The sequence below is a fragment of the Thiocapsa sp. genome, from assembly GCF_022340925.1.
GTDB lineage: Bacteria > Pseudomonadota > Gammaproteobacteria > Chromatiales > Chromatiaceae > Thiocapsa.
Genome location: NZ_JAJDNA010000089.1, coordinates 22,254 through 29,013 on the forward strand (window position 1 = coordinate 22,254; position 6,760 = coordinate 29,013).

At 61.3% G+C, this 6,760-nt stretch carries 9 protein-coding genes and 1 pseudogene; 3 read left to right on the forward strand and 7 right to left on the reverse strand.

Annotated elements, in window-relative coordinates; translation table 11 throughout:
- Positions 1-35: 35 nt before the first annotated feature.
- From LJE61_RS11065 to dsrA, 7 genes are all read right to left on the reverse strand, one after another.
- A complete protein-coding gene (locus tag LJE61_RS11065; protein WP_296910194.1) occupies positions 36-767 on the reverse strand; it encodes a respiratory nitrate reductase subunit gamma in 732 nt (243 codons plus the stop codon).
- Positions 768-846: 79 nt separating this feature from the next.
- Complete coding sequence (locus LJE61_RS11070; RefSeq protein WP_296910195.1) at positions 847-1,185, reverse strand: TusE/DsrC/DsvC family sulfur relay protein; 339 nt, start codon at positions 1,183-1,185, stop codon at positions 847-849.
- Positions 1,186-1,220: 35 nt separating this feature from the next.
- Positions 1,221-1,529: a sulfurtransferase complex subunit TusB gene (gene tusB, locus LJE61_RS11075; RefSeq protein ID WP_296910196.1), complete on the reverse strand. Its 309-nt coding sequence runs from the start codon at positions 1,527-1,529 to the stop codon at positions 1,221-1,223.
- 8 nt (positions 1,530-1,537) lie between these two features.
- On the reverse strand, positions 1,538-1,948 hold the full coding sequence (gene tusC, locus LJE61_RS11080) for a sulfurtransferase complex subunit TusC (RefSeq protein ID WP_296910197.1): 411 nt from the start codon (positions 1,946-1,948) through the stop codon (positions 1,538-1,540).
- Positions 1,949-1,960: 12 nt separating this feature from the next.
- Positions 1,961-2,353, reverse strand: coding sequence for a sulfurtransferase complex subunit TusD (gene tusD, locus LJE61_RS11085; RefSeq protein ID WP_296910198.1), 393 nt, complete (start codon positions 2,351-2,353; stop codon positions 1,961-1,963).
- A 53-nt stretch (positions 2,354-2,406) separates the two neighbouring features.
- Positions 2,407-3,477, reverse strand: a complete 1,071-nt coding sequence (gene dsrB / locus LJE61_RS11090; RefSeq protein ID WP_296910199.1) for a dissimilatory-type sulfite reductase subunit beta — start codon at positions 3,475-3,477, stop codon at positions 2,407-2,409.
- A 114-nt stretch (positions 3,478-3,591) separates the two neighbouring features.
- Positions 3,592-4,845 carry a dissimilatory-type sulfite reductase subunit alpha gene (dsrA, locus tag LJE61_RS11095; protein WP_296910201.1) on the reverse strand — a complete coding sequence of 418 codons (1,254 nt, stop codon included), beginning with the start codon at positions 4,843-4,845 and terminating at the stop codon, positions 3,592-3,594.
- A 414-nt stretch (positions 4,846-5,259) separates the two neighbouring features.
- On the opposite strand from dsrA, the gene LJE61_RS11100 reads away from it, so the two are divergent.
- From LJE61_RS11100 to LJE61_RS11110, 3 genes and pseudogenes are all read left to right on the forward strand, one after another.
- Positions 5,260-6,234 (forward strand): TauD/TfdA family dioxygenase, encoded by a 975-nt coding sequence (locus tag LJE61_RS11100; RefSeq protein WP_296918404.1) that lies wholly within the window; start codon positions 5,260-5,262, stop codon positions 6,232-6,234.
- A gap of 56 nt (positions 6,235-6,290) precedes the next feature.
- Positions 6,291-6,482, forward strand: coding sequence for a sulfur relay protein DsrC (locus LJE61_RS11105; protein ID WP_296918406.1), 192 nt, complete (start codon positions 6,291-6,293; stop codon positions 6,480-6,482).
- Between the two features lie 22 nt (positions 6,483-6,504).
- Positions 6,505-6,760, forward strand: a pseudogene (locus LJE61_RS11110) (hypothetical protein); the annotation flags it as partial.

A 6,760-nucleotide genomic window follows, 5' to 3' on the forward strand; every position in this document is an offset into this window, starting at 1 on the left:
TAACCTCTGGTGCGGACGAGGGTGGCGCGGAGAGACTATTCCTGCTCGAGTCGTTTCGCCCACGGGGCGACATGCCTCTGCTCGCGCGGGTTGTCGACCTGATTACGGCTGGGGCTGAAGAAGAGTCCTGGCGCATGCAGCAGCTTACTGTACGGAAAGACGATCATCAGGATCGCCACGAGCAGCAGGTGCAGCAGCAGGATCGGATCGCTGGGCAAGGGCCGCGGGTCGAACGCGTAGAGTCCGAGAAAGAACGATTTGACCGCGACCACGTCGGTATGGAAAACGAACCTCATCAGGAGACCGCTGCACCCGATCGCGATCAGCAGCACCAGAATCAAGTGGTCCGACGGCGAGGAGATGTAGCGGACCCGATCAACGAAGAATCGACGCGACCACAGGCCGACCAGGCCCACGACCATGGCCATTCCACCGTAGACTCCGAAGGGCTGGACGAGCTTGATCGGCAACCAGACGGGCTCGATGAAGTACCGCAGATGGCGCAAGGTGACGAGAAAGAGGCCGAAGTGAAAGATCCAACCGAAGATCCAGGTCCACTTGTTGCCGCGAAACAGGCTCTCGAACAGGACGACCTCACGCGTCATGCGGAACACAACGCCGGTGCGGGTGGTTGGTGCCGGCGTGGTCGGGATCTTCAGCGGCGCGGGGGTGCGGGCATACTGCACGACCTTGTAGACCAGACCAACCACCAGAACGAGGGCCGCGAAATAGTACAGATAGGCGTAGACCATCGTCAGGAACGACATGTGCCCCTTACCTCAGTGGATCGTTGGAGTACCGGGAAGCCGGGTCGGAACAGGATCCGGCCCCCGGTAACGACCGGGATCAGACGCAGCCGGTCGGCTTCGGCAGACCGGCGAAACGGCACGCCTGTTTCGCCGGGCCGTAAGGGAACAGGCTGTAGAGGTACTTGCTGTTTCCCTTCTCCTTACCGAGCTTCTTGCCGACAGCCTTGGTGAGCACACGCACGGCGGGAGCAATCTGATACTCCTCGTAGTACTCGCGCAGGAAGTTGATGATGTCCCAGTGCTCGTCGGTCAGCTCGAGATTGTCTTGCTCGGCCATCACGTTGGCGACGCCCGGGACCCAGTCGTTCAGGTTGGCGAGGTAACCTTCCTCATCCACAGCAAGCTGTTTGCCGTCGACTTCGATCGTGTCTGACATCTGAATGCTCCTATCGGTTTGTATGACAACTTAGACTACAACCAGGCCTGGACCTTGTCGCTTTCCGCGGCGAGATCCACGAAACCAGCATAGTCCACGACGCTGATACCCTCGACGATACGATCTTCGGCGAAGCCGCGGGCCTTCAAGTCGGGCCCGAGCACATAGACCTTCAGCCTGCCGACCGCGTCGCTCATCGGCGACTCGACGCTGGTCCCCTTGAGGGCCGCGTAGATGCCGTCTTCAAACAGCAGCAAGGCGGACCCGTCGGTGGCAAACTTGAGGCAGGAGTCGAGGGCGTTCCGCTCGAAGGGCGATTTGTTGACGGTGTGCAGAATACTCATGGCTCCCCCTAGAAGCTGAAGATCACATCGGATTCATTCATCAGCTCGCTCACGCGGGCCGAATCGATCACCTCGACGATGTTGTCGATCTCCTCCTCGGTCTCGAAGTCTTCCCAGGCGACCTCGACCAGGTCATCCTGAGAGAGACCGCGCGCCTCGAGCGACGCGCGATCCACGTAGATCTTTTTCACCTCGTAATCACCCAGGGTCCGGTACGTCGGCGAGAAGTTCTTCATGCCGATACCCTTGGTGTCCTGCCCTTTCGTTAGCTGATAGACGCCGTCGTCGATGAACACCACGCTGACGTCCTGATCGAAGGCCGCCCCGATCAAGACGACCTCGAGCGCCTCCCAGGCATAGATCGTCCCATACGGCGCCTTGCGGTTGAGGTACATGAATTTCTTCACGACTTCCGACATCGCTGCTCTCCCTTAGTCACCGAAGACGACGAGGCGGTCGGCTTGAATGCCCGCCTCGACCAATTGCCCGAGTCCGGAAATGCGGAACCTGGGATGGATATTGGTGGCATCCTTACCGTTGCGGCTTGCCTCGCCCTCGTCCACGATGCCGCGGCGCTGGGCCGCGGCGACGCAGACCACCAGATCGAGGTCGTGTTGTTCGGCCAACTCCGCCCAGCGGTTGACGATATGACGATCGTCCTGCGGCGGCGTCGTCAGACGCGTCGAGTTATTGACACCATCGTGATAGAAGAAGACCCGAAAGATCTCGTGCCCCTTCTCCAGAGCCGCCTTGGCAAAGAAGTATGCCGAATCGGACGACTGGTGCTGATAGGGTCCCTCGTTGATCTGAAGTGCGAACTTCATGTCGACCTCTCGACTGGTTGCGATGACTGTGGGTTCAGTCCCTCAACCCGCCCCTAGAAGCGGATATAGGAGGAGCTGTTGAAGCTGGCTCGCGCGCCGCGCCAGGTATCGATGTGATACTTGGTGAAGGGCAGCTCGACCTCTTCGAAGAACCGCGGCCAGCCGATCCGCTCGATCCACTCGTTGACCCGCTCCCAATCCCGCGCGCCCTCTTTGTACGCCTTGAGGATACGCTTGACGATCGCGGTCGCCTCTGGCCAGCGCGGCGGATTGTTGGGAATGCCGGCAGCGACCAGCTTCTGGAAGGTCGGCTTGCCGCGGGCGTTGGAGTGGTTGCCGCCGACCCAGATCGCCAGCTTGCTGTGCTCGGCGTCGTTGATCTGCATGGGCGGGCAGGGAGGGAAGCAGGCGCCGCAGCAGATGCACTTGCGCTCGTCGACTTCCAGCGACGGCTTGCCGTTCACCATGGCCGGACGAATCGCCGCCACCGGGCAACGGGCGACGACAGAGGGACGCTCGCAGACGTTGGCCACCAGATCGTGGTTGATCTTCGGCGGTTTGGTGTGCTGGATGTTGATCGCGATATCGCCCTGGCCACCGCAGTTGATCTGGCAGCAGGAGGTGGTGATGTGCACCCGGTTGGGCATCGTCGCGTTGCGGAACTCGTCGATGAGCTCGTCCATCATCGACTTCACCACGCCGGAGGCATCGGTGCCGGGGATGTCGCAGTGCAGCCAGCCCTGGGTGTGCGAGATCATCGCAACCGTGTTTTGGGTCCCGCCGACCACGAAACCCGCATCCTCCAGGGCATCGATCAGGGGCTGGACCTTGGCCTCGTCGGTCACCATATACTCGATGTTGGACCGGAGCGTGAAGTGGACATAGCCCTCGGCGTACTGGTCCCCGATGTCGCAGAGCTTCCGCAAGGTAAAGACATCAAGGATGCGCTGAGTGCCGGCCTTGACCGTCCAGATCTTGTCGCCGCTGTAAGCGACGTGGAGCAGGACCCCGGGGCGAGGGTGCTCGTGATATTTCCACTGGCCGAAGTTCTTCCGCATCATCGGATGCATGTATTGCCAGGGATCGGGACACCCGGACTCGATCGGCTCACGCATGTCTGCCATCGCCTTTCCTCCAGTCAAACAGTCAGATATTAAATGATTCGCCAGGATCGTTCGGCCGTTGTGCTGCAGGCCCGACCGAGCTTGCAGCACGTGGAGACGGCCCGGGACGGAAGGCTACTTGCCGGCCTCGGCTTGGCGCTCGAACCAGGCCTCCGCGGCCTCGTCCCAACCATCCAAACGCACGTACGAGCTCTGGCGCGGGTGATCCAGCATATTCGGATCGGGCTCGATCCCGATGCCGTCGAGGAAATTGGCCAGGCCGATGCGCTCGATCATCTCGCCGCACCGCTCGTGCTCGAGACCGTTCTCTGCCCAGAAATCGATGATGGTCTCGGCCAGCTCGACCATGGACTCATAGTCCTCCTCGGTCTCGAGCTTCTTGAAGGGGACCACGACGGTGCCCATCAGGTCGCCGATCTTGAGGGTCCGCTTGCCGCCAATCAGGATGGTCACGCCCTTATCGTCGCCGGGATGCAGCGCCTTGGGCATCACGTTGAGACAGTGCATACAGCGCACGCAGTCGCGGTTGTTGACGACAAGGGTGTTGTCGTCGGTCAGGCTCAGCGCCTGCGTCGGACAGCGCGTGATGACATTGTCGATGTAATACTGACGGCCTTTGTCCGCGATGTAATTCTTCACCTCGGCTTGGTCGACCTTCATATCGTCGCGCCAAGTCCCCAGCACGGCAAAGTCGGAGCGTTCGATCGCATTCTGGCAATCGTTGGCGCAACCGGAGACCTTGAACTTGAACTTGTACGGCAATGCAGGGCGGTGGACGTCGTCGACGAAATTATTGACGAGCGCACGGTGCGCCTTCAGCTCGTTTGTGCAGGACATCTCACAACGCGCTGCCCCGACACAGGACATCGCCGTGCGCACGCAGGGCCCTGCGCCGCCGAGATCCCAGCCGTATTCATTGATTTCGTCAAAGAAGTGCTGTGTATTCTTGGTGTCCGTACCGATGAACATGATGTTGCCGGTCTGACCGTGGAAGGTCACCAGCCCCGAACCCCACTTCTCCCAGCTGTCCGCCAGCTGGCGCAGCATGCTCGTGGAATAGTGGTTGCCGGCCGGCGGCTGAACGCGGAGGGTATGGAACTCCTTCGACGACGGAAAGGCTTTGCCGACCTCGGAGAAGCGCGGAATGATCCCGCCGCCATAACCATAGACCGATACTGTGCCGCCTTTCCAATAGCCTTTTCGTGTCTCGTACGAATGCTCCAGTTGGCCGAGGAGGTCGTTGGTCATGGCATTGATACGCGGCTCCGGGTGCTCGTCGCGGAGGCGTTTGATGCCCGAAATGAAACTCGGCCAAGGACCGGTTTCGAGCTGGTCGAGCATCGGTGTACTGTGCTTCTCAATAGCCATTGCGCTGTGTCTCCGATCAATTGAACCAGTGAAGGGATTGGGATACCCGAAGGCAGATCGCACAGCCGAAGATGAGTGGGCGCAGATCCGGCCGCGGCCTATCCAGCCGCCGAGGCGACCCGCATGGCCAGACCGAATGCGCGTACCGTCATCGTTCGTACCGGAACCCCATCGGCATCCGCTAATCTACCGTGCCTTACGACCAGCGCCCATTCCACGATCGGGAGGGCCGCCCACCAACCTCCTATCCCTTTTGGGATAGAGGCTTCGATGCTGGCCGCCGCGAGTGTCCTACCAGATCTATCGCGGCATGCATGCTTGAGCAAATTGGCCGGTAATTTTACGCAGGGGTGACGGGTAAGTCAACGTTTACTAATATTCATGCTTGCTCATTCACGCACCGAGGCCCGGGCTGTGAACGACCCCTTTGATCTGTCGCAAGAGTCGGATTACCTGGCATGGAGGGCCCGCAAGCTTTCGGCCTATCCCGCCGGGATCTCCCGGCTGCGCGTCCCCGTTGCACGGCTCGACCGACCCACGGAAGCGGAGCGGGCCGCGCTCATCCGCACCATCGAGCTCTATAATATGGTACTCGTTCAGGTGGAGGCGGCCCAGGTTGACAAGCGAGCCGTGCTGTCGTTCGGCCGGGCGCTGGGCCTCAGGCGAGCGGACACCAATCTCTTCGCCGACGCCGAGGCTGTCAGCAGCATCACCGACACCCCGCTGGCTGCGGATCGTCAAGGGCGATCCGGCGCGGATCCGGTCAGTCCTGCGGCTCGCAGCGACTACATTCCTTATACGAACCGCCCCCTGAGCTGGCACACCGATGGCTACTACAACCGATCGGACTCCCAGGTCATGGCCTGGACCCTCTTCTGCGTCCGGCCCTCCCGGGTGGGCGGCGAGAACGGCCTGATCGATCATGAGATCGCCTACATCCGGCTTCGTGACGACGCCCCGCACCACATCATTGCGCTCTCCCACCCGCGCGCGCTCACTATCCCGGCGCATGTCCACGACGGTCGCACCATCCGGCCCGAGAGCGTCGGGCCGGTGTTCTCGGTCCGCGAGGGACGTCTCCACATGCGCTACTCGGCGCGCACCCGTCACGTGCGCTGGCGCGACACGCCGGAGACCGATGCCGCACGACGTGCATTGGATCGGTTGTTTTCCCGACCAGATGTCTTCACCTTCACCTGCAGGTTGGGTCCCGGGGAAGGCCTCCTCTCCAACAACGTCTTGCATTGCCGATCCGGTTTCGAGGACGAAGTCGACGCCTCGCAACGACGCCTACTCTACCGGGTTCGCTACCTCGATCGTATCAGAACCGAATCAGGAGAGGACGGTCGTCCACCGTCCCTCGATGGCGACCCGGCGGCACACCTGTGACAACCGGGCGGCTGGCACTCTTCAGGCACACGACAAGGGAGCGGTTGCGGTAAACCATGCTAAAGCTCAGTGACATTCTGGTCTCCAACCAAGACATCGCGTCGTTCGACGAGCTCATCCCGCTGGTCCAGGCAGTCGCGCATTCCGGCGAGCGCTTCTTCCGGATGGACGTCAAACCGCCCTACCCCGATACGCCCGAAAACTGGGAGGATCGCCTCGAGGCTGCCTTCAGCGGTCTGATCCGTTGACAGCGGACGACGGGACGCAGGCATGAAACAATTCGACCTCCTCGCCACACAGATCGCGGACACGGCTGCCGATTCCATCCTCAACCGCAGCGCCCAGAATGCGTCTCTCGAGTCACATCTCCAGACGCTCCAAGACCGCCTGAAGGACCTGTGGCAGTTCCATGCACCCGCTCACGTGATCGCGGACGCACAGCTGCAGGTCGCGCGCACCCTGGTCAGTCTGGACCGGGGGAGAGAGGCTTGGCCGATGGGTCGCGAGGCCTTCGATCACTTCATGG

Bases quoted from the DNA above. Each gene is read 5' to 3' on its own strand.
- LJE61_RS11065 (WP_296910194.1), bottom strand. From the start codon at position 767: ATGTCGTTCCTGACGATGGTCTACGCCTATCTGTACTATTTCGCGGCC.
- LJE61_RS11105 (WP_296918406.1), top strand. From the start codon at position 6,291: ATGCTAAAGCTCAGTGACATTCTGGTCTCCAACCAAGACATCGCGTCG.
- dsrA (WP_296910201.1), bottom strand. From the start codon at position 4,845: ATGGCTATTGAGAAGCACAGTACACCGATGCTCGACCAGCTCGAAACC.
- tusB (WP_296910196.1), bottom strand. From the start codon at position 1,529: ATGAGTATTCTGCACACCGTCAACAAATCGCCCTTCGAGCGGAACGCC.
- tusD (WP_296910198.1), bottom strand. From the start codon at position 2,353: ATGAAGTTCGCACTTCAGATCAACGAGGGACCCTATCAGCACCAGTCG.
- tusC (WP_296910197.1), bottom strand. From the start codon at position 1,948: ATGTCGGAAGTCGTGAAGAAATTCATGTACCTCAACCGCAAGGCGCCG.
- dsrB (WP_296910199.1), bottom strand. From the start codon at position 3,477: ATGGCAGACATGCGTGAGCCGATCGAGTCCGGGTGTCCCGATCCCTGG.
- LJE61_RS11070 (WP_296910195.1), bottom strand. From the start codon at position 1,185: ATGTCAGACACGATCGAAGTCGACGGCAAACAGCTTGCTGTGGATGAG.